The 1,642-nt window shown below is 35.0% G+C and carries 2 pseudogenes; one reads left to right on the forward strand and one right to left on the reverse strand.

Going from position 1 to position 1,642, the window contains the following annotated elements:
• Nucleotides 1-302: pseudogene (locus tag Wcon_RS10625) on the forward strand (transposase); the annotation flags it as partial.
• Nucleotides 303-432: 130 nt separating this feature from the next.
• On the opposite strand, the pseudogene Wcon_RS10630 reads toward Wcon_RS10625, so the two are convergent.
• Nucleotides 433-1,421: pseudogene (locus tag Wcon_RS10630) on the reverse strand (IS110 family RNA-guided transposase).
• Nucleotides 1,422-1,642: the final 221 nt, after the last annotated feature.

The following is a 1,642-nucleotide window of genomic DNA, read 5'->3' on the forward strand; positions in this document are numbered from 1 at the left end:
CCAGAGCTTGAAACGAAGATTTTGAGCACATTTGCCAGTGGTATGGAGATATAGCTTCACATGTTGAGGAAATATATGATCACAAAATATCGGCAGCAGAGATATCAAGTATAATTACTGCCTATAATTAATGAATGGCGCAGTTGTCCACTGCAATCCGTATACCCAATAGTGTTTATGGTTTTTTAAGGAGTTGCGTAAGTAAATGTATGTATAACATATTAGCAAAATGGCAGAAAAGAAGTTTTATTTGGCTGAAAATGAGGGATTGGTTGGGAGTGCTAAACGATCTTAAAGAAAGATACCGTCTTGCTAGTCAACAAAAAAATTACTCAAGCTGTATCATAAAATCAAAAAATACTTCTGATTGTGTAACAGTACACAGATTACAGTTAGTGAATATGTTGAATGGATTGGAAGCATTTTTTGATTTTAAACTACAGTCAACATCCTAGTTCTGTAATTCTTGATATGATTTGGATCAAAAGCACTTTTGGATGTCAGGATACCGAAAATGATATGGAGTAGCTTACGCATTGCAGCTCCCACAATTGCCATATTATGCTTACCCTTCTTCTTTAGTCTTTGGCAAAAACTCACAATGATAGGATTGTGATTCTTGGCTACTATGGCAGGAAAGAAAAGGGCCTTACGTAATGTTTGTGAACCTGATTTACTTAATCTTGGTTTAGAATGTACAGATGAACCTGATGTTATATTTTTCGGTATAACTCCTGTATATGCTGCCAATTGCCTGGCATCTCTAAAAGCTTTTATGTCAGGGATTTCAGCTAAAATAGCCATTGCTGATTCCTCTCCTATTCCTGGAATAGTCAATAGAAGCTGAAAATTTTCCAACAATTCTTTGTGCTGCTTTAATAGTTTGCGTATGGAGTTTTTTATTATTTCTATTTTTTTAACTATATTCGTTGCAACAAGCATTTGCAACTTCTTTAGGCAGTCTCTCTTTTTTTTCTAGGTGGTTATTTACTAATTCTTTTAACGCAACTGAGCAACGATAAAGATGTTTTAATTTTTTCATTTCAGAAGAAGGTGGTGTCCAACGAGTTGGTTCCTGTCTTTGGCAATAATCAGCAATAATTTCTGCATCAGTCTGATCATTCTTTTGTCTTACGAGCTTACTCCTTGTATAAGATTTAATACAATAAGGATTTACAACACTAACAAAATGTCCAGCATTGTGCAGAAATTCAGCCAAAGCTTCGCTATAACAACCACATGCATGACTTTACTTCTTCCACATTATGCTTTTGTAGAAAACTCAGCAGACCTTGAAACCCAAGATCATCGTTCTTAAAGCTCCTTTTCCTAGTTTCACGCTTTTCTTTTTTACTTATGAATGAAAGAAAAACATCAAAGCGATCTTTTGATACATCAATTCCAAGAAAGTTGTTGATCATATATAACCCCATACGTTACCATTTAAAACGAAAAGTAAGGCTAACCTTGTGGATACAGAATTAGAGCCATTTAGGTCTTTCTACGATACCGTCCAGCCTATACTTTTGAGGAGGGAACTCTTATCTTTCTTACAGATTTTATATCTAAGAGGAGAAACAGAGTTCTTCCCTCCTCCACCTAATGCTTAAGCTTAAAACATTAGATGCTTTTTACAAGATAC

The organism is Wolbachia endosymbiont of Cylisticus convexus (assembly GCF_003344345.1).